Here is a 19,008-nt window from a genome sequence, read left to right on the forward strand (position 1 = left end):
TTGGGGTGCGGGAGCGTTCTTCGTCCGGAGGCATGATCGGATAGTGAGACGACTTGACCAGAATGTGGATCACTTGGCTACGCTGAAAACATGAGCGCATCCACGATTGATCTGGCAGTCATCCCGGGCGACGGCATTGGTCCGGAGGTCACGGCCGAAGCCCTGAAGGTCCTTGAGAAGGCCGCGGCCGCCGAGGGGATCGTGCTCCAGCAGACCCACTACAAGCTGGGCGCGGAGCACTGGCTCGAGACGGGGGAGACCCTGCCCGCGGCCACCCTCGCCGATCTTCGCACGCGCGACGCCATCTTGTTCGGCGCCGTCGGGGCGGCCCCCGGCGACACCCGGATCCCGTCGGGCATCATCGAGCGTGAGCTCCTGCTCAAGCTGCGCTTCAGCCTGGACCACTTCGTCAACCTGCGGCCCTCCCGCCTGTATGCCGGCGTTGGCAGCCCGCTCGCCAACCCCGGCAAGATCGATTTCATCGTGGTCCGCGAGGGCACCGAAGGCCCGTACGTGGGCAACGGCGGCACACTGCGCGCCGGTACCCCCCACGAGGTGGCCACCGAGGTCTCCCTGAACACGGCCCACGGCGTGGAACGCGTGGTCCGCGATGCGTTCCGCCGGGCCAACGAACGCCCCCGCAAGAAGCTCACGCTGGTGCACAAGCACAACGTCCTGGTCTTCGCCGGCCAGCTCTGGAAGCGCACGGTTGAGGCAGTGGCCCAGGAGTTCCCCGAGGTCACGCACGACTACCTCCACGTCGACGCCGCCACGATTTTCATGGTCACCGATCCGGCCCGCTTCGACGTGATCGTCACCGACAACCTGTTCGGCGACATCATCACCGACCTCGCGGCAGCCGTGACCGGCGGGATCGGCCTCGCCGCCTCCGGCAACCTCAACATGGACCGCACCGCGCCGTCCATGTTCGAACCGGTCCACGGGTCCGCCCCGGACATTGCCGGCCAGCAGAAGGCCGACCCCACCGCGGCCATCCTCTCCGCGGCGCTCCTGCTCGACCACCTCGGCTTCGCCGGCGCCGCCCGGAAGATCGAGGCGGCCGTGACGGCCGACGTCGAGGCCCGCGACGGCGCCGTCCGCACCACTAGCGCGGTCGGCGACGCCATCGCGGCGGCGCTGTAGGTCCTGGCCGTATTCTCTGCCCTGCAGGTGCCGCTAAACCCCGCTGCCAACGGGCGTAAGCTTGTTTCGAATCACCAATATGCTGCCGTGGTCCGAGGGTGAACCACGTTCCCACACCAGGCAGCCGATCGTGGAGGAACCATGACTCAGACTGCCCATGGCGTCGAATTCACCCAGCACCTGTCGGAGACCCCGAAGTCTGCTGAAGAGCGTGTAGCCATCCTGGCGAACCCGGGGTTCGGCGACTATTTCACCGACCACACCTCGATTGTCGACTACAGCGTCGACGCCGAAGGCAACGGTGGCTGGCACAACGCTCGGGTTGAGCCCTACGGCCCGATTTCACTGGACCCGTCCGCCGCAGTGCTGCACTACGGCCAGGAGATCTTCGAGGGCCTCAAGGCCTACCGCCACGCCGACGGTTCGATCTGGACGTTCCGGGCCGAGGCCAACGCGGCCCGGCTGAACAAGTCCGCGCGGCGCCTGGCCCTGCCCGAACTCCCGGAAGAGTACTTCCTCGGCGCCATCCGCGAACTGGTCGCGGCAGACAAGGACTGGGTGCCCTCCGGTGACGGCGAAGCCCTGTACCTGCGGCCCTTCATGATCGCCACCGAGGCGTTCCTGGGCGTGCGGGCAGCGCGCGAGGTCTCCTTCCGCGTGATCGCCTCCCCGGCCGGCAATTACTTCGGCGGCGAACTCAAGCCCGTCTCCATCTGGATCTCGCGTGAGTACGCCCGCGCCGGCCGCGGCGGAACAGGCGCCGCCAAGTGCGGCGGCAACTACGCCGCCTCGCTGATCGCCCAGCAGGAAGCCGAGGCGCACGGCTGCAAGCAGGTCCTGTTCCTGGACCAGTTCAACGACAACGCCGTCGAGGAACTCGGCGGCATGAACGTTTTCTTCGTCATGAAGGACGGCTCGCTGGTCACCCCCGCGCTGTCCGGAACCATCCTGGAGGGGATCACCAGGATGTCCGTGATGCAGGTGGCCCGGGACATGGGCAGGGAAGTCACCGAACGCAAGATCACCCTGGATGAGTGGCGCGACGGCGTTGCCTCCGGGGACATCGCCGAGGTCTTCGCCTGCGGCACCGCCGCGGTCATCACCCCCATCGGCGTGCTCAAGGACGCCACCGAGTTCATCGGCTCCGAAGACGCCACGGCGGGGGAGACCACCCTGGCCATCCGCGCCCAGCTGCTGGGGATCCAGACCGGCACCGTGGAGGACACCCACGGCTGGCTGACCCGCCTCGCCTAGCACCCAAGGCATCTAGAGCCGGAACGTCCGGCACGACGGCGGTCCCCACCTTCCGGTGGCGGCCGCCGTCGGCGTCTGCATCCGCACGCCCGGCAGTCTTCGGGCCCTTTTCACCCGTCCGCCCGGCGTGCACAATGGGCACATGACGGGGCTGATCCAAGTTCTGGGCGTGGTCTTTGGCGTCCTGCTCATCAGTGTCGGCATCATGGAGTCCTTCTTCATCCGGCACCAGCGCCTGCACCGCCTGTTCCTCGTCGAACCGGACGACGTCGAAGCAGTCAGGCTGTGGACGTTCAACCTCGGCATATACAACGTCATTTGGGGGATCGGCGCCGTTGCGGGTGCCCTCATGCTGGGGGGAGCCGACGTCGCGGCCGGTGAGTCACTCCTGCTGTTCACATGCGTGGCTCATGTGGCCCTGGGCCTCATTTTGTTCCTTTCCGAGCGTCGGCTCTGGGGAAATGCCATTGCCGAGGCCCTCCTGCCGTTCCTGATCTCCATCCTGCTGCTCGTCTGAGGACACCTCTGCAAGGATGGGACCGTGACCACCGAGAAATCCCGCGACCTCGTCCGCAGCAGCGAGCTGACCCGGTTCCGCCTCGCCCCGAACCCGGGTCCCATGAGCCTGGACGGAACCAACTCCTATCTCATTGCCGCCCCGGGGGCGGCGGGCACGGTCGCCGTCGACCCCGGGCCCCTCGACGAGCCGCACCTGCAGGCGTTGGCCGGGGACGGGCGAATCGAACTGATCTTGATCACGCACCGGCACGCGGACCACACCGCGGCCGCCGCACGGTTTTCGGTTTTGACGGGCGCACCTGTCCGGGCCGCGGATCCCGCCCACTGCCATGGCGCACCCGCGCTGCAGGACGGCGAAACGATCCTGGCGGCCGGAACAGAGATCAGGGTTCTGGCGACGCCGGGCCACACCGCGGATTCGCTGTGCTTCCACCTGCCGCAGGACGGCCCGCACGGCTCGGTGCTGACCGGGGACACGATTCTGGGCTCCGGAACCACCGTGCTGGACTACCCTGACGGCACCCTCAGTGACTACCTCGAATCGCTGGACCGGCTGGAGCGCCTCGGTCCGGCCATGGTGCTGCCGGCCCACGGCCCGGTGCTGCCGGCTCTGGACGCCGTGGCCCGCGCCTACCGGGATCACCGGCTGGGCCGGCTTGAGCAGGTCCGGGCGGCACTGGCGGCGCTGGGGGCCGATGCCGGCATCGGCGCCGTCACGGACGCCGTGTACGCCGACGTCGATCCCTCCGTCCGCCGCGCCGCGGAGCTCTCCGTCGCGGCGCAGCTGGACTACCTGCGCAGCGGGCGGCGCTGAACGGACAGACTGACCCCGGGCCCGGCCTGCGGGACGGTAGGCTAAGAACCATGCGTATCGCCCGGTTTGTAGTCGATTCTGATCCCCTCTACGGCATCGTGGAAGGTGAGCCCGGCAGTGAGGAAGTCACTGTCATCAAGGGCGACCCGTTCTTCCATGGCGTGGAACGAACCCCCATGAGGCACAAGCTGGAGGACGTCCGCCTGCTGGCGCCGATCATCCCCCGCAGCAAGGTCATCGGCGTCGGCCGCAACTTCGCGGAGCATGCCCGGGAACTTGGCAACGAGGTCCCGGCGCAGCCCTTGCTGTTCCTCAAGCCCAACACCTCCGTGATCGGGCCGAACGATCCGATTGTCCTGCCGGAGTTCTCCGAGGACGTCTCCTTCGAGGCCGAACTGTGCGTCGTCATCGGCCGGATCTGCAAGGACGTGCCCGAGAACCGGGTGGATGACGTGATCTTCGGCTACACCTGCGGCAACGACCTCACCGCGCGCGACGTCCAGAAGACGGACCTGCAGTGGGCCCGGGCCAAGGGCTTCGACACCTCGGCCCCGCTCGGGCCGTGGATCGAGACCGAGCTCGACACAGAGGACCTGCAGATCCAGGGCCGGCTCAATGGCGAACTGCGCCAGGACGGCAGCACGAACCAGATGATCCGCGGCGTCCGGGAGCTCGTTTCCATCGTCTCGCAGGCCTTCACCTTGCTTCCCGGCGACGTCATCATGACCGGTACCCCGGCCGGCGTCGGCTCCGTGCAGGCCGGCGACCGCTATGAGGTCGAGATCGAGGGCATCGGACGCCTCTCCAACCCGGTGGTCCGCCGCTAACCGCCTTTCGATCCGAAGAATCCGAAGAAGCAGCGCCGATTTCGGACAACCGCACCGTGGATCCACGGTGCGGTTGTCCTTTTTCTAGCGGCATTCCGGGCGAGTAGCGATGGGAGAGATTGGTAATGTTGGTACCACTATGACTACTGCTTCCGCGTCCGACGCCGTTTCCAGCTCCGCCCTTGCTGCCTCCACCGGTGAAGTCACCACTGACACCCCGGTCCGTGTCCGGTTCTGCCCGTCACCTACGGGTACCCCGCACGTCGGCCTGATCCGCACCGCCCTGTTCAACTGGGCCCACGCCCGGCACACCAAGGGCACCTTTGTGTTCCGGATCGAGGACACGGACGCGGCCCGCGACTCGGAGGAAAGCTACCAGCAGCTGCTTGAGGCCCTCAAATGGCTCGGCATCACCTGGGAAGAAGGCGTGGAAGTCGGCGGACCGCACGAGCCCTACCGCCAGTCGCAGCGGCTGGACCTGTACAAGGACGTGGTGGCCAAGCTGATCGACGCCGGCTACGCCTACGAGTGCTACTCCTCGCCGGAGGAAGTCGAAGCCCGCCACAGGGCAGCCGGCCGCGATCCCAAGCTGGGCTACGACAACTTCGACCGCGAGCTCTCCGAGGAACAGCTTGCCGCGTTCAAGGCCGAGGGCCGCCAGCCCGTCCTGCGCGTCCGGATGCCCATTGAAGACGTGACCTTCACCGACATGGTCCGCGGCGAGATCACGTTCAAGGCCGGCAGCATCCCGGACTACGTCATTGTGCGCGCCGACGGATCCCCGCTCTACACCCTGGTCAACCCGGTGGACGACGCCCTCATGGGGATCACCCACGTGCTCCGCGGCGAGGACCTGCTCTCCTCCACGCCGCGTCAGGTGGTGCTGATCCAGGCGCTGATGGATATCGGCGTGGCCAGCTACATGCCGGTCTTCGGCCACCTGCCGTACGTCATGGGCGAGGGCAATAAGAAGCTCTCCAAGCGCGACCCGCAGTCGAACCTGTTCCTGCTCCGGGACCGCGGCTTCATCCCCGAAGGCCTGCTCAACTACCTGTCCCTGCTCGGCTGGAGCCTCTCCGCCGACGAGGACATCTTCACCGTCGACCAGCTGATCGAGCACTTCGACGTCAACGATGTGCTGGCCAACCCGGCCCGCTTCGACATCAAGAAGGCCGAGGCGATCAACGGCACCCACATCCGCATGCTCGACGCTGAGGACTTCCGCGGCCGCCTGGTGCCCTACCTGCAGGCCGCCGGCCTGGTCGGGGAGAGCCTCACAGCCCGAGAGGAGGAGATCCTGGCCAAGGCCGCACCGCTGATCCAGGAACGCATATCGCTGCTGGGCGAGGCCCCCGAAATGCTCGCGTTCCTGTTCAAGGCCGATGACGCGATCGACGTCGCCGACGACGCCCGCAAGGGCCTGCCGGAGAACCTCACCGAAGTGCTCGACGCCGCCCTGTCCGCGCTGGAGCCCGTCGCTGAGTGGGCGGCCGAGAACATCCAGGCTGCCCTGAAGGAGGCCCTCGTCGAAGGCCTCGGCGTCAAGCCCCGCTTGGCCTTCGGCCCGGTCCGCACGGCCGTCTCGGGCCGGCGGATCTCCCCGCCGCTGTTCGAATCCATGGTCATCCTGGGCAAGGATTCATCCCTGGCCCGCCTCCGCGCCTTCCGCGGCTGACGTGCTGGCAGCGGGCCTGGGCGGCGGCGTGGTCCACGGGGTTCTGTTCGACATCGATGACACCCTGGTGGACCTCGAGTTCGCCATGACGACTGCACTCCGCGACGTCAGCGAGCACCTCCTGCCCGGCCTGGACGAGGCCGGGTGGGAGAGGTTCGGGCGGATCTTCACCCACGAGACCACTCACTTCTACGACCGCTACCTGGCCGGCGAACTGACGTTCAATGAGCAGCGGCTGCTCCGCGGCCGGGCGGCGCTGGGGTACTTCGGCGTCGAACTTGCGGACGGCGAACAGGCCCACCACTGGGTGAGTTCCTACGCGAGCCGCCAACACGGCTACATCCGGGCGTTCGACGACGTCGGCCCGCTGTTGGACGCCCTGGACGCCGCCGGCATACCCTACGGTGCCGTGAGCAACAACGTCCACGACTACCAGCGCGTGAAGCTGGACGCGGCCGGGCTGGAACGGATTGCCGTTCTGGTGGGCACCGATACTGTCGGCGTAGCAAAACCGGACCCGGCCATCTACCTGGAGGGGGTCCGGCGGATCGGTACCGGACCCGGCCAAACCCTGTACGTCGGTGACAACCGGCTGCTCGACGCGGAAGGCTCGACGGCCGCCGGCCTCCTGGGTGTCTGGCTGAACCGCGGCGGGGAGCCGGCCCCGGGCTTCGTCGGGCGCGAGGTCGGCTCCCTGCTGGAGCTGCTGGCGTAGCCTGTTGGGGGCGTCTTAGTGTCAGTCAGGTTTCTCAAGGCACTGTAATATTTCGTTTGGCTTTAAATAGGGTTTTAGACAAATAGTGGCAAGGGCGGCTCGCGCCCGGCAACGGATAGGGGATCCGTGTACAGCGGTATGGCCAAACACTTTCGAGGTCTTGTAATCGGCTTGGCGGTTGTCGGACTGATGCTGGCTGGCGTGGCGCCGGTGCAAGCACGGGCGTCCGTCAAAGTCCTGCACGTCTTCCTGGCAGCAGGACAGTCGAATATGTCCGGCCGGGGGCTGCCAATCGGCGGCCCCGCGGATGCGCAAGACCCGAGGATCTTCCAATACGGTGCAAAGGACCGCTCATTGCGGGCGGCTACGGTTCCCTTGGACATGCACGACACTGCTTCCGGACTCTCGCCCGCCACAGCCATGGCTCGGAACTACCTGAAAACCCAGCCCGACGATGTGGGCGTGCTCATCATTCCCGCCGCGCACGGCCAAACCGGGTTCACATTTGCCCTAGACTCGCTTACGTGGACTGTGGGTGCAGCCTCTGCTCCGGAGCTCGACCTCCCCACCTTGGCGGTCAATCAGACTCTCGAGGGCATCGCGGCAGCGAAAGCTGCCGGCTACGTCGCGGAGCTCAAAGGCGTTCTTTGGCACCAGGGCGAAAATAACTCAGCGATGTCCACGGCCGGATACAGCGTGAAGCTGGATCAGCTGATTGCCTTCTTCCGGACATCCCTGGGGGCGCCCGAACTTCCCTTTGTGGTCGGCCGCATGTCACCGGAGGGGATCGCGGCCATGCCGGGCCGGATCAACGTGGACACAAGCCACCAGGAGACTCCCGCACGCGTTCCCTTCACCGGATTCGCCGCCTCCATGACCGGGGGAGTGTATGCAAACGACACGACCCACTTCTCCAGGATCGGGGCAGATTACTTGGGGGAGACCTACCTTTCCGCTTTCTGGCAGGCCGCGCACATTACCGTGATCCCAGTCAGCGCCGGGAAGGTTACGATCAGCGGGACGCCGAAGGTGGGGTCCACGCTGACCGCGGTGCCGGGGGTTTGGGGACCTGAGGATGTCGCGCTGACGTATCAGTGGTACCGCTCGGACGTCGCAATCAGCGGCGCCACCGACGCCGCCTATACTCCCGGCGTCGCTGACCTGGGTGGAACGATCACGGTGACGGTTACCGGCTCCAAGGCGGGCTACACGTCCGTTTCGAGGACTTCGGACGGCACGGGCGCGGTCGCCAACGGCACGCTTACCTCCGCGGTGCCCGTCATTGAGGGCACCGCGCAGGTCGGCTCCAAGCTCACTGCGGTACCCGGTGCCTGGGGTCCTGGCAATGTCGCGCTGACGTATCAGTGGTACCGCTCGCAGGTCGCGATTCCGGGTGCCACCGGTGCCACCTACACTCCTGCTGGCAGTGATGCAGGCCGAACGATCACGGTGAAAGTTATTGGCTCCCAGGCGGGCTATACGACTGCGTCGAAGATGTCAGCCGGCACCAGCCTGATCGCCAACGGCATCCTTAACCCCGGGAATCCGTCGATTCAGGGCACTGCGAAGGTGGGGTCCACGCTCACTGCAGTTCCCGGCGCCTGGGGTCCCGGAACGGTAGCGCTGACGTATCAGTGGTACCGGTCGCAGATCGCGATTGCAGGTGCCACCGGTGCAACTTACACTCCCGGAGCTGCTGATCTGGGTCTTACGATTACTTTAAGGGTTACGGGCGCCCAGGCGGGCTACACGCCGGTGTCGAAGACGTCGGCCGGCACCAGCCCGATCGCCAGCGGCACCCTCAGCCCCGCGGATCCCTCGATTCAGGGCACCACGAAGGTGGGGTTTACGCTCACGGCCGTTCCCGGCGCTTGGGGTCCCGGAACGGTCACGTTGGCCTATCAGTGGTACCGCTCGCAGATCGCGGTAACGGGCGCCACGGGCTCCACTTACGCGCTCGGCCCCGCCGACGCCGGCCGGACGATCACGGTGAAGGTCACCGGCTCCCAGGCGGGCTATGCGTCGGTATCGAAGATCTCGGCCGGCACAAGCCAGATCTCCAACGGCTCCCTCACTACTTCGGTGCCCTCGATTCAGGGCACCGCAAAGGTCGGGTCCACACTCACGGCCGTACCCGGCGCCTGGGGTCCTGGAACTGTCACGCTGGCGTATCAGTGGTACAGGTCGGAGGTCGCGATCGTGGGAGCCACCGGTGCCACCTACAAGCCCGGTGCGAGTGATGCGGGCAGGACGATCACCGTAAAGGTCACCGGTTCCCAGACGGGTTACACGTCTGCTTCAAAGACATCGGCCGGCACCAGCCAGATCGCCAAGGGCACCCTGACCACAAATTTGCCCTTGATTCAGGGCACTGCGAAGGTGGGGTCAACGCTCACTGCCGTAACGGGAGTGTGGGGTCCGGGAACTGTCACGCTGATGTATCAGTGGTACCGGTCAGAGACCGCGATTGTTGGAGCCACCGGTGCCACCTACAAGCCGGGTGCGGGTGATGTGGGCCGCACGATCACAGTGAAGGTCACCGGCACCCAGGCGGGCTATACGTCTGCTACGGTGACTTCGTCGGCCACAAGCCAGGTCTCTAAAGGCACCCTGACCACTTCGGTGCCCTTGATTCAGGGCACGGTGAAGGTGGGGTCCACACTCACTGCCGTGACGGGCGTGTGGGGTCCTGAAACTGTCACGCTGAAATATCAGTGGTACCGCTCGCACATCGCGATTGTCGGGGCCACCGCCGCCACTTACAAGTCCCGCACCAGTGATGCGGGCCGCACGATCACGGTAACGGTTACGGGGTCCAAGGCGGGCTACACGACCGTTTCCAAGACGTCGGCCGGGATATCCTAGGTGTAATTCCCACGGACGTTGTGAACGCGGCTGATGGGGGTTTTGCCTCCGATGCCGGTATGGGTCCTGTGGTGATTGTAGTGGTGCAGCCAGTCCGGGTAGGTGGCGGCGCGGTCGGCTTCTGAAACGTAGGGGCGGGCGTAGGCCCATTCGGTGGCGAGGGTTCGGTTGAAGCGTTCGACCTTGCCGTTGGTCTGGGGCCGGTACGGACGGGTCCTGCGGTGCTTGATGTGAGGTCCCAGGGCCGCGGCGAAGACCCGGGAACGGTAGCAGGACCCATTGTCGGTCAGCACGGCCTTGACCTTGATTCCGTGGGCGGCGAAGAACGCGACGGCGCGCAGCCAGAAGGCGGCGGCGGTTTCCTGCGTCTCGTCGCTAAGGATTTCCGAGTACGCCAGACGCGAGTGGTCATCGACGGCGTGGTGCAGGTAGGCGTACCCGGTCCCTGCCCGTTTGTTCCGTCGTCCCTGGGCCCGGCCGAGGATGCGGTGTCCGCCGCCGTTCGGGATGCGTCCGAGCTTCTTGATGTCCACATGGACCAGGTCCCCGGGATGGTCGTGCTCATACCTTTGCGGTGCGGGCTTGCGCACGGGCAGGCCGGTGCCCTGGTCCAGGCAGGCCAGCCGGGGCATCCGGTACCGGGCCAGGACCTTGCCGACAGTGGAACGGGCCAGATGCAGGTGGGCCGCGATGCGGTGGGGTCCCCACCGGCGGGTGAACCGCAGCGCCACGATCCGCCGCTCGGTCCACGCCGGTGCGGTTCGGGCTCCGGCGCGGCCGCGAGGACACGTCCGCCATGCCGGCTTCGCCTCAGATACGGTACCGCGCTGTCCACTTCTTCGCCGTCGCTGGCGAGCACTGGAAGCGTTCCGCGGCCCGGCGCAGGGTCCAGCCCTCCTCGAGGACCAATCGGGCGAGTTTTCCCCTTGCCTTAGGTGTCAGGTCGGCGTTGGCATGGGTAACGTAGGACACGAGGGCCTCCTGGGCGTCGAGATGAGTGTGGTAACCCAAATCGATACCGGAGGCCCTCGCCCTTTACATCACGCCACGCTGTTCACAACGTCCGTGGGAAATACACCTAGGTCGCCAGATAGGGCTGATAGGCCGACGGCAGGGCTGACCCGCCGTTGGCCGGTGCGGCTGCCGCGACGCTGCATTGATGCTGCGCTGCGCAAACGGTCGTGCGCAATCGGTCCTGTACGAACGCTCATTCTGTGGCGCAGCTAACACTGCAAAGTAGCTGCTGAAACTGCAGGCGGGGGACGAGTAGGCGGGTGGCTTGCGACCGTCATCGTGCTGGCGGGAGGCTGAAGTGCCCGGATTGACGGCGATTTCCGGGGCTGCGCCGTTCAGACGGCCGGGGATGCGGAACCTTCGCGGGCGTACGGCACGCGTCGGGACGGCCGATTTGTGGAAGTGATAACTCTCGGGTAAAGTAATTACTCGTGCTGAGGCGCCGGGAGCGAGGGTTTAGGCCTAAACATCCGGACCGAATGTGCCATTGGGATATGGTGTAATTGGCAACACTACGGTTTCTGGTACCGTCATTCTAGGTTCGAGTCCTGGTATCCCAGCTTCGAAAATCTGCGGGTTTCCGCTGAATTTCGGAGGTTATGAATCGGCTGGTCCGATTTGAAACCTTGGCCAAATGTATGAAACAATCATTTGGCTTGAATGGCAGAAGTGCTGTTCAGGAAGTACGCGGCCCCATCGTATAGCGGCCTAGTACGCTGCCCTCTCACGGCGGTAACGCGGGTTCGAATCCCGCTGGGGTCACCACGGAAACGGTCCCGGGCATCTGCCCGGGGCCGTTTTGCTTTTCCCTGGCCCTCGGATCCCCGTTACCCATTTCGCGTTGCGCATCGCTCAGTGGTTCCCCGTCAGCAGTGCCCCCCACAGACACCACGTGCTGAACTGGCATGATGATGCTGTGAGCTCCCATGAAACCGTCCCCGAGGCCGCATCCGGCGTCGCGCTCCTTGACGCAGTGCGGCAGGACCTTGCGACAATCCGGCTGCCGCTCGCTCTGCCCGGGGCGGACCAAATGCGCCAGGAGCTGCGGAAGGCAGTGGCTCAGCTCGATGACTACATCCTGCCCCGGTACCGCAGCCTCGACGCGCCCCTGCTGGCTGTGGTGGGCGGTTCTACAGGGGCCGGGAAGTCCACCCTGGTCAACGCGCTGGTAGGCCACCCCGTCACGCGGGCCGGCGCGATCCGCCCCACCACACGCCAGCCCATCCTGCTGCACCATCCCGGGGACGGCGCCTGGTTTGAGGGCCAGCGGGTGTTGCCGGCCCTGGGCCGCATCCGGGGTACCTACACCGGCAGTCAGCCCTTGACCCCCGCCGATCCCGTTCCGCACTCCGGCCCGGTGACGTCGCTCGTCCTGGTCGCCGACGCCGCGGTCCCGCCCGGAATCGCCCTCGTTGACGCGCCCGACGTCGACTCCATTTCCGAGAACAACCGTCAGCTGGCCGGGCAGTTGCTCGCCGCCGCCGATCTCTGGGTGTTTGTCACCACTGCCAACCGCTACGCCGACGCCGTGCCCTGGCGCCTGCTCCTGGATGCGGCCTCCCGCGACATCATGGTGGCCGTGGTGCTGGACCGGGTGCCGCCCGCGGCGGAGGCGGAAATCAGCGCGGATCTGCAGGCGATGCTCAGCCGGGAAGGCCTCGGTGCAGCCCGGATGTTCGTGGTGCCGGAGCTGTCATTGGATGCCGCAGGGATGCTTCCTGCGGCGGCCGTGGAGCCGCTGCGTGTTTGGCTCGGCAAGCTGGCAGGGAACGCCGCCGGTCGGGCGGAGATTGCCCGGCGCACCGTCAACGGCACCCTCGTCGCACTCGCCCACCGCGTCGAAGCGGCGGAGCGGGCGCTGTCCGAACAGCAGCACGCAGCCGATGTTCTCGTAGCCGACGCCCGCAATGCGTATGACGACGCCGTGGCCAGGATCCTCGAAGCCACCCGCGATGGCGCGCTGTTGCGCGGCGAAGTGTTGGCGCGGTGGCAGGACTTCGTCGGGACAGGGGAGTTCTTCCGCGCCATGGAACAGAACATTGGACGCTTCCGGGACCGTGTGGGCGCGTTCTTCCGGGGCGAACCGGAGCCTGCGGTCAGGGTGGAAACCGCGATCGAAACAGGACTGCAGGCCGTCATCGTCGATCAAGCCGCCAAGGCCGCGGAGCACACCGACCAGCGCTGGCGTTCGGATCCCGCGGGCAGGCAGTTGCTGGGCACCGACGATCCCTCGGGTGCATCCGAGGGCTTCGCGGACGCTGTGGCGGCCGAGATCCGCGCCTGGCAGGGAAGCCTGATGGAACTCATCCGCACCGAAGGCCAAGGCAAGCGCACCCAGGCCCGCTGGTTGTCCTTCGGCATCAACGGCCTCGGCGCGGCGCTCATGATCGTGGTGTTCTCCATGACCGCGGGCCTGACCGGGCTCGAAATCGGCGTCGCCGGCGGCACCGCCGTCGTGGGCCAGCGCCTCCTGGAGGCAGTGTTCGGGGAGGATGCCGTCCGCCGGCTTGCCCGGACCGCGCGCGAAGACCTGCATCTGCGTTGCCAGAGCCTGCTGGCGGCGGAGTGCCGGCGGTTCTTGACCCGGCTGGACGTCGACGGCGGCGTGCAGCCCTTAGCCATTGCCGGGCGTGCGGCGGCACTGCGCCGGCTGGCGGCCACGGCATGAGCCGTCTTGGCGCCGCCCGCGAGACATCCCAGCTCGATCGCAGGCTTGCGGCGCTCAACAGCGCCAGGGAGCTCGCGTCCGGAGCTCTCCCGCAGGAGGCTCTGGACCCGGTGTTGCAGGTGCTGGACCGCGCGAGTTCGCGGCGGGCGCTGTCCGGAGACCACACCGTGGTGGGGTTTTTTGGTGCCACCGGCAGCGGCAAGTCATCGCTCTTCAACGCCGTCAGCGGGGAGGAGATCGCGACGGCGGCCGTGCGCCGACCGACCACCACCGAGCCGCTGGCGGGCATCTGGGGCGTCCAGGGCAGCGAGGCGCTGCTGGATTGGCTGGAGGTACGGAAGCGCCATGCCGCGGGCCCGGTTCAAGGGTTCGCCGACGACGGCACCGGGCTGATCCTGCTGGACCTGCCCGACTTTGACTCGACGAGGGCGGCCAACCGGGAGATCGTGCAGCGGATGGTGGGGCTCGTGGACGTCCTCGTCTGGGTCCTCGATCCGCAGAAGTACGCCGACGCCGCCGTGCACGACGACTTCCTGGCACCGCTGTCCTCGCACGGAGCCGTAACGATCGTTGTGCTCAACCAGATCGACAGGCTCCCGGAACACGAGGTCCGGCCGGTCCTGGAATCCCTCAAAGACATCCTGGCGCGCGACGGGCTGGGCAAGATTCAGGTCCACGCAGCTTCCGCGGTGCTTGGGACGGGGGTAGACAAGGTCCGGGCCGTCATCCGCCAGGCAGCGGTGCAGCGGCAGGCAATGTCACAGCGACTCGCGGCAGATGTTACGCAGGCCGCCGCCCGGCTTGCAGAGGCGTCAGGATTATCCGCCGGCGACCCGAAAGCGGCAGGTGGCGGGATGGCGGCCGGAGCGACGAGCGCGTCCAAGGCACGGCTGGCCGGGGAGTTGGCCGTCGCCGCCAATGTGCCGCTGGTGGTCGACGCCGTCGCGCGGTCCTACCGGTTGGAGGCCACCCGGCGTACGGGCTGGCCCGTGACCCGCTGGCTGGCCAGATTTCGGCCGGATCCGCTGCGGCGACTGAACCTGCGCCGCGAGGGAGCCAAGCCTGAGCTGAACCGGACCTCGCTTCCTCCCGCAGGGGCGCCGGAGCGGGCGCGGACCGATGCCGCCGTCCGGGAATTCGCCGAGGCGGCGTCCGCTGGTGCCCCCGGGCCGTGGCGGGCGGCCATCCGCGGCGCTGCCCGTGAAGGAAGTGACCGGCTGCCGGACGCTGTGGACCAGGCGATTGTCTCCACGGACCTGTCCGCGGGCAGGAAGTCCTGGTGGTGGGGCGTGTTCAACACGGTTCAGTGGCTCGCCCTGGTGACGGCGCTGGCCGGGTTCGCTTGGCTCGGAGTCCTGGCCGCGCTGGGCTACTTGCAGCTGCCGGTGCCCGAGGTCCCGCGGGTCCAGGGGTGGCCGGTTCCGACCGTGATGATCGCCGGGGGAGTGCTGCTGGGCATCGTCCTGGCAATTGCGGCGCGGTTTATTGTCGGTGCCGCGGCGGCGTCACGGAGTGCCGTGGCAAGGAAGCGGCTGAAAGCCGCCGTCGCCGATGTCGCGGAGCGACTCGTGGTGGCGCCCGTGGAACGTGAGGTCAGCCGCCTGGCGAAGTTCACCGCCGCTCTGAAGGCCGCTGCGGGGCGCTAGTGTGCCGCCTGTGCGGCTCGCCCGCTGGCCGCCGCGCTAAAGCCCGGCTGCGGCGTCGCGGACCTTGATCATGGTGCGGAGGTTGCGGGTGGTGGTGGCAGCCTTGTATTTGGCCTTCGAGGAAAGCTTGCTGAAAGGGCTGTCGAGGGTTCCGCCGGCGGGCGCTAGCCACGCCAGGGCCTCCGGGCCCAGCCGGGTGATCTGGGCCCCGTCCAGGCCGCTGCCTGACTCAAAGAGTTCCGAGAGCACAGCCTCCTCAGAGGCGAGCGTCAGGTACGTATGGGTGGACGCGTCGTCGGGCGGATAGGGGCAGGCCTCCACCAGGGCTGCCACGCGGGCCGCGGTCAGCACCACCACCCAGGCGTCGTAGCCGAAGGATTCCCTCAGGCACGCCTCGAACTCCTGCTTGACTCCACCCGGATCCAGCTCGCTGGCCAGCACCACGTTGCCGCTTGCCAGCAGGGTCTTTACATCTGAAAACGGCCGCGAATTCAGTGCGCTCTTGAGATCGGCCATCTTGATATTGATGCCGCCCACGTTGATGCCCCGCAGGAACACCGCATAGCTGTTCATGGGCACAGCATACTTAATCGTTGGTCTTGCGCAGCGCCTCAGTCAGGACACGGCCGGCGTTGCAGACCACTTCGGCGTGCAGCCGCCCCGGCTGGCGGGTCAGGCGCTCGATCGGGCCGGAGATGGACACTGCGGCAATCACGCGGCCGGACGGCCCGCGGACCGGTGCCGAAACGCTGGCGACCCCCGGCTCGCGTTCGCCCAGACTCTGGCCCCAGCCCCGGCGTCGTACTCCCGCCAGGACCGTGGGGGTGAAGCGGGCGGACTGGAGGCCTTCCAGGAGACGGTCGTGGTCCTCCCACGCCAGCAGCACCTGGGCGGCGGAGCCGGCCTTCATCGACAGTTGGGTGCCAACGGGGATCGTATCGCGCAGGCCAATGGGGCGTTCGGCGGAGGCCACGCAGACGCGCCAGTCGCCCTGGCGGCGGAAGATCTGGGCGCTTTCGCCGGTGGCATCGCGCAGCTGCATGAGCACGGGGCCGGCGGAGGCGATGAGGCGGTCCTCGCCGGCTGCGGAGGCCAGCTCCACCAGGCGGCTCCCGAGCACGAAACGGCCCTGGATATCGCGGCTCACAAGCCTGTGGTGCACCAGGGCGAGGGCCAACCGGTGCACGGTGGGCCGGGCCAGTCCCGTAGCCGCCACCAGCTGCGCCAGGGTGGTGGGGCCGGCCTCAAGTGCGTCAAGCACATGGGCCGCTTTATCGATGACACCGACTCCACTAGAATTGTCCATGTAATGATATTGACGTCTCATTATCTGAGATGCAAGTCAACGCGCTGGCGTATTACTTGGCTGTGCTGGTTCAGTGGAGGCAGTAGTCCGTAGGAACGCCAATACTTACCGCAGTGAAGGGAGCAGGCCGTGGCAAAGACACTGGCCGAGAAAGTCTGGGACGCGCACGTAGTGCGCAAGGGGGACGGCGAAGGAGCCAACGCCCAGCCGGACCTCCTTTTCATCGACCTCCATCTGGTGCACGAGGTGACGTCGCCGCAGGCATTTGAAGGCCTGCGCCTCGCTGGCCGCAAGCTGCGCCGGCCGGACCTCACCATCGCCACCGAGGACCACAACACTCCCACGCTGGACATCGACAAGCCAATTGCCGATCTCACCAGCCGCACCCAGATCCAGACCCTGCGCAACAACTGCCAGGAGTTCGGCGTCCGCCTGCACTCCCTCGGCGACGCCGAGCAGGGAATCGTGCACGTGGTGGGCCCGCAGTTGGGCCTCACGCAGCCCGGCATGACCGTAGTCTGCGGCGACTCGCACACGTCAACCCACGGCGCCTTCGGAGCGCTGGCCATGGGCATCGGCACCTCCGAGGTGGAGCACGTCATGGCCACCCAGACGCTGTCCCTGAAGCCGTTCAAGACCATGGCCATCAATGTCGAGGGCACGCTGCGCCCCGGCGTGAGCGCCAAGGACATCATCCTGGCCGTCATCGCCAAGATCGGCACCGGCGGCGGACAGGGCTACGTGCTGGAGTACCGTGGCTCCGCCATCCGTGCGCTGTCCATGGAAGCCCGGATGACCATCTGCAACATGTCCATCGAGGCCGGCGCGCGCGCCGGGCTGGTGGCTCCGGACCAGACCACCTACGACTACATGTACGGGCGCCCGCATGCGCCCCAGGGCGCCGACTGGGATGCCGCCGTCGAATACTGGAACACGCTGAGCACCGACGACGGCGCGGCGTTTGACGTCGAGGTGGACCTCGACGCCGACACCCTGGAGCCGTTCGTGACGTGGGGAACCAACCCGGGCCAGGGCGTGTCGCTGTCCGCCAAGGTTCCGTCGCCGGATGACTTCGGCGATGAAAACGCCAAGGCCGCCGCCGAACGCGCCCTGCAGTACATGGGGCTTGAGGCCGGCACGCCTATGAAGGACATCCGGGTGGACACGGTGTTCCTGGGCTCCTGCACCAACTCCCGGATGGAGGATCTCCGGGCCGCCGCTGACATCATCCGGGGCCGCACCAAGGATCCCGCGGTGCGCATGCTGGTGGTGCCAGGCTCCGCCCGCGTTCGGCTCGAGGCCGAAGCCGAGGGCCTGGACAAGGTCTTCAAGGACTTCGGTGCCGAGTGGCGCTTTGCCGGCTGCTCCATGTGCCTGGGCATGAACCCGGACCAGCTGGAGGTGGGGGAGCGCTGCGCCTCAACGTCCAACCGCAACTTCGAGGGGCGCCAGGGCAAGGGCGGCCGCACCCACCTTGTCTCGCCGGTAGTCGCGGCGGCCACGGCGGTCCGCGGCACGCTGAGCTCGCCGTCGGATCTGGACCCTGCTCCGGAGTCCGCGGCGGTCCGAGTCGACGCCGCGTAGTTCCTGCCCGGATCTGAAGCCCGGACCCACAGGCTCTATTCACATAGCCCCCATCCGCACAGCCCGATCCATACAGCCCCCATCCATACAGTCCCCAAGGATCCGCCATGGAAAAGTTCACCACCCACACCGGAATCGGTGTCCCGCTGCGCCAGAGCAACGTCGACACGGACCAGATCATCCCCGCGGTGTACCTCAAGCGCATCACCCGGACGGGTTTTGAGGACGCGCTCTTCGCCGCGTGGCGCAAAGACCCGTCCTTCATCCTGAACCAGGCGCCGTTCAGCGCAGGATCCGTTCTGGTGGCCGGCCCCGACTTCGGCACGGGCTCGTCCCGCGAGCATGCCGTGTGGGCGTTGAAGGACTACGGCTTCAAGACGGTCCTGTCCTCCCGCTTTGCCGATATCTTCCGGGGCAACTCGGGCAAGCAGGGCCTGCTCGCCGCCGAGCTTGCCCAGGACGACATCGAGCTCATCTGGAAAGAACTCGAGAACGCCCCTGGCACCGAAGTTACGGTGGATCTCGTGTCCAAGACCGTGCAGTGCGGCAACATTGTGGCGCCGTTCGAGATTGACGACTACACACGGTGGCGCCTGCTGGAAGGCCTGGACGACATTGGGCTGACCCTCAAGCACGAATCCGATATCACCGCGTACGAGGCGACCCGGCCTTCCTTCAAGCCCAAGACGCTGCCTGCCCGGTTGTCCTGAGGCTCCAGATCTGGGCTCCAACCTGGAGCCCAGGACGGCAGGGTCTCGGGCAACCGCCAAGTGATGACGTGCCGCCGTCGAGTCTTCAAGACTCGACGGCGGCACTCGTCTTTGTGCGGGCTCATGTTCGCGCCTACACCCATTGCGCTAGGCTTTGTCGTGGCTCTCGGGCCGGCAAAGTCAACTGGTGGGAGCAACGCCGGGGTTCAGGCTGCGTGCAGCAGCTGGTTCAGCCGGCTGGCTGGGGTTTCGAGGTTGAGGGTGGGCC

General features: G+C 66.9%; 14 protein-coding genes, 2 tRNA genes and 1 pseudogene. 14 read left to right on the top strand and 3 right to left on the bottom strand.

The window, feature by feature from the left end:
• The first annotated feature begins 90 nt into the window (after positions 1–90).
• The 8 genes from LQV16_RS14450 (at position 91) to LQV16_RS14485 (ending at position 9,812) form a co-directional block, all read left to right on the top strand.
• A complete protein-coding gene (locus tag LQV16_RS14450; RefSeq protein ID WP_229994601.1) occupies positions 91–1,143 on the top strand; it encodes a 3-isopropylmalate dehydrogenase in 1,053 nt (350 codons plus the stop codon).
• Between the two features lie 141 nt (positions 1,144–1,284).
• Positions 1,285–2,397, top strand: coding sequence for a branched-chain amino acid aminotransferase (locus LQV16_RS14455; RefSeq protein ID WP_229994602.1), 1,113 nt, complete (start codon positions 1,285–1,287; stop codon positions 2,395–2,397).
• 142 nt (positions 2,398–2,539) lie between these two features.
• Positions 2,540–2,914: a DUF1304 family protein gene (locus LQV16_RS14460; RefSeq protein WP_229994603.1), complete on the top strand. Its 375-nt coding sequence runs from the start codon at positions 2,540–2,542 to the stop codon at positions 2,912–2,914.
• Between the two features lie 24 nt (positions 2,915–2,938).
• Positions 2,939–3,730: an MBL fold metallo-hydrolase gene (locus LQV16_RS14465; protein WP_229994604.1), complete on the top strand. Its 792-nt coding sequence runs from the start codon at positions 2,939–2,941 to the stop codon at positions 3,728–3,730.
• Between the two features lie 50 nt (positions 3,731–3,780).
• On the top strand, positions 3,781–4,557 hold the full coding sequence (locus tag LQV16_RS14470) for a fumarylacetoacetate hydrolase family protein (protein ID WP_229994605.1): 777 nt from the start codon (positions 3,781–3,783) through the stop codon (positions 4,555–4,557).
• Between the two features lie 139 nt (positions 4,558–4,696).
• The gene (gene gltX, locus LQV16_RS14475) at positions 4,697–6,232 is read left to right on the top strand and encodes a glutamate--tRNA ligase (RefSeq protein ID WP_229994606.1); all 1,536 of its coding nucleotides are present in this window, start codon (positions 4,697–4,699) and stop codon (positions 6,230–6,232) included.
• Between the two features lies 1 nt (position 6,233).
• The gene (locus LQV16_RS14480) at positions 6,234–6,947 is read left to right on the top strand and encodes an HAD family hydrolase (protein ID WP_229994607.1); all 714 of its coding nucleotides are present in this window, start codon (positions 6,234–6,236) and stop codon (positions 6,945–6,947) included.
• 189 nt (positions 6,948–7,136) lie between these two features.
• Positions 7,137–9,812: a sialate O-acetylesterase gene (locus LQV16_RS14485; protein ID WP_290369381.1), complete on the top strand. Its 2,676-nt coding sequence runs from the start codon at positions 7,137–7,139 to the stop codon at positions 9,810–9,812.
• Here LQV16_RS14485 and LQV16_RS14490 read toward each other — a convergent pair.
• Positions 9,809–10,784, bottom strand: a pseudogene (locus tag LQV16_RS14490) (IS481 family transposase). The gene LQV16_RS14485 and the pseudogene LQV16_RS14490 overlap by 4 nt on opposite strands.
• A 530-nt stretch (positions 10,785–11,314) precedes the next feature.
• On the opposite strand from LQV16_RS14490, the gene LQV16_RS14495 reads away from it, so the two are divergent.
• The 4 genes from LQV16_RS14495 to LQV16_RS14510 all read left to right on the top strand — a co-directional run bounded on the left by LQV16_RS14495 (position 11,315) and on the right by LQV16_RS14510 (position 15,140).
• Positions 11,315–11,386 (top strand) — tRNA-Gln (locus LQV16_RS14495).
• Positions 11,387–11,515: 129 nt separating this feature from the next.
• A tRNA-Glu gene (locus LQV16_RS14500) sits at positions 11,516–11,591 on the top strand.
• Positions 11,592–11,742: 151 nt separating this feature from the next.
• On the top strand, positions 11,743–13,494 hold the full coding sequence (locus LQV16_RS14505; protein WP_229994608.1) for a dynamin family protein: 1,752 nt from the start codon (positions 11,743–11,745) through the stop codon (positions 13,492–13,494).
• Positions 13,491–15,140 (top strand): GTPase, encoded by a 1,650-nt coding sequence (locus tag LQV16_RS14510; protein ID WP_229994609.1) that lies wholly within the window; start codon positions 13,491–13,493, stop codon positions 15,138–15,140. The genes LQV16_RS14505 and LQV16_RS14510 overlap by 4 nt, the downstream gene beginning before the upstream one ends.
• 36 nt (positions 15,141–15,176) lie before the next feature.
• Here LQV16_RS14510 and LQV16_RS14515 read toward each other — a convergent pair whose 3' ends face one another.
• Both LQV16_RS14515 and LQV16_RS14520 read right to left on the bottom strand, forming a co-directional pair.
• On the bottom strand, positions 15,177–15,713 hold the full coding sequence (locus LQV16_RS14515; RefSeq protein WP_229994610.1) for a DUF1697 domain-containing protein: 537 nt from the start codon (positions 15,711–15,713) through the stop codon (positions 15,177–15,179).
• A 13-nt stretch (positions 15,714–15,726) separates the two neighbouring features.
• Positions 15,727–16,446, bottom strand: a complete 720-nt coding sequence (locus LQV16_RS14520; RefSeq protein ID WP_026266447.1) for an IclR family transcriptional regulator — start codon at positions 16,444–16,446, stop codon at positions 15,727–15,729.
• 129 nt (positions 16,447–16,575) lie between these two features.
• On the opposite strand from LQV16_RS14520, the gene leuC reads away from it, so the two are divergent.
• Positions 16,576–18,030: a 3-isopropylmalate dehydratase large subunit gene (gene leuC / locus LQV16_RS14525; protein ID WP_229994611.1), complete on the top strand. Its 1,455-nt coding sequence runs from the start codon at positions 16,576–16,578 to the stop codon at positions 18,028–18,030.
• Between the two features lie 107 nt (positions 18,031–18,137).
• Positions 18,138–18,740, top strand: coding sequence for a 3-isopropylmalate dehydratase small subunit (gene leuD, locus LQV16_RS14530; RefSeq protein WP_229994612.1), 603 nt, complete (start codon positions 18,138–18,140; stop codon positions 18,738–18,740).
• The last annotated feature ends 268 nt before the right edge of the window (positions 18,741–19,008 follow it).

It is taken from the genome of Arthrobacter sp. Bi26, assembly GCF_918697925.1.
Taxonomy (GTDB): Bacteria; Actinomycetota; Actinomycetes; order Actinomycetales; family Micrococcaceae; genus Arthrobacter.

Excerpts from the sequence above, each read along its gene's own strand:
- LQV16_RS14450 (WP_229994601.1), top strand. The coding sequence starts at position 91 with ATGAGCGCATCCACGATTGATCTGGCAGTCATCCCGGGCGACGGCATT.
- LQV16_RS14455 (WP_229994602.1), top strand. The coding sequence starts at position 1,285 with ATGACTCAGACTGCCCATGGCGTCGAATTCACCCAGCACCTGTCGGAG.
- LQV16_RS14460 (WP_229994603.1), top strand. The coding sequence starts at position 2,540 with ATGACGGGGCTGATCCAAGTTCTGGGCGTGGTCTTTGGCGTCCTGCTC.
- LQV16_RS14470 (WP_229994605.1), top strand. The coding sequence starts at position 3,781 with ATGCGTATCGCCCGGTTTGTAGTCGATTCTGATCCCCTCTACGGCATC.
- gltX (WP_229994606.1), top strand. The coding sequence starts at position 4,697 with ATGACTACTGCTTCCGCGTCCGACGCCGTTTCCAGCTCCGCCCTTGCT.
- LQV16_RS14485 (WP_290369381.1), top strand. The coding sequence starts at position 7,137 with ATGCTGGCTGGCGTGGCGCCGGTGCAAGCACGGGCGTCCGTCAAAGTC.
- LQV16_RS14510 (WP_229994609.1), top strand. The coding sequence starts at position 13,491 with ATGAGCCGTCTTGGCGCCGCCCGCGAGACATCCCAGCTCGATCGCAGG.
- LQV16_RS14515 (WP_229994610.1), bottom strand. The coding sequence starts at position 15,713 with ATGAACAGCTATGCGGTGTTCCTGCGGGGCATCAACGTGGGCGGCATC.
- LQV16_RS14520 (WP_026266447.1), bottom strand. The coding sequence starts at position 16,446 with ATGGACAATTCTAGTGGAGTCGGTGTCATCGATAAAGCGGCCCATGTG.
- leuD (WP_229994612.1), top strand. The coding sequence starts at position 18,138 with ATGGAAAAGTTCACCACCCACACCGGAATCGGTGTCCCGCTGCGCCAG.